At 46.5% G+C, this 994-nt stretch carries 1 protein-coding gene; it reads left to right on the plus strand.

The features are described 5' to 3' along the window. The first annotated feature begins 90 nt into the window (after positions 1-90). Positions 91-900, plus strand: a complete 810-nt coding sequence (locus ADICYQ_RS04320; RefSeq protein WP_020894219.1) for a tyrosine-type recombinase/integrase — start codon at positions 91-93, stop codon at positions 898-900. Positions 901-994: the final 94 nt, after the last annotated feature.

Here is a 994-nt window from a genome sequence, read left to right on the forward strand (position 1 = left end):
TGATCTTATTTTCAGGTATATAGATTATTTTTATTCCATGTTTAATCTTTAAACTTTACTTATCATGGAAAAAAAAGCCTACGTCAGCAGATGTATCAGGAGATGCAGATCAGAAACTACTCTCCCAGAAGTATCGAGAATTACATTTCCCAAGTATCACTAGTTTCCGGCTATTTTGAAAAAAGTCCTGACCAGATCAGCCTATCCGAGCTAAAAGAGTACCTTTTCCACAAGATCGAGACAAAAAATCTGTCGGCCTCGAGCGTAAACCAGACTATCAGTGCGTTCAAAATTCTTTTTAGGGACGTTCTCGGCAGAGACTGGAACCCGGTAAAGATCAAACGGCCCAGACGTCCTAAACCCCTTCCGGTCGTCTTTTCAAAAGAGGAGATATCCCATATCCTCGACGGTATTATAAACAGAAAACACTATTGCCTGGTTGCTCTCACCTATGGCTCCGGCCTGAGGCTTGGCGAGGTGGCTGGCCTTAAGTTTGGCGATATCGATAGCGACAGGATGCAGTTGAGAGTCCGCGGAGGCAAGGGAAACAAGGATAGGTATACTCTCCTTTCCAGGGAATTGTTGGAAAAGCTACGGGAGTATTACAGGTACTACCGGCCCAAAACCTATCTTTTCGAAGGTCGTACGGCAGGTAAGGCATACAGCAAAAGGAGTGTCCAGGACCTGTTCAAAAAGATCCTTCTGGAAAGGGGGATAAAGAAGGATGCCACTTTCCATACACTCCGGCATACATTTGCCACACATCTTCTGGAACAGGGCACCAACATCAGGGTGATCCAGGAACTTTTGGGGCACAGATCCCTGAGAACGACCTCGGTTTACCTGCATGTAACCAACTTCGATCCCTCGAAGATTAAAAGTCCCCTGGATAAGCTGTGATGGAAACAGCCAACAGCAGGAACTGCGGCGCGGAGCTTTCCGATATTCTGGGACCCCAAAAGGAAAACTTTCTGGGAAGGGGGAGGCTATGCAC

This window comes from Cyclobacterium qasimii M12-11B (assembly GCF_000427295.1).
GTDB classification, from domain to species: Bacteria; Bacteroidota; Bacteroidia; order Cytophagales; family Cyclobacteriaceae; genus Cyclobacterium; species Cyclobacterium qasimii.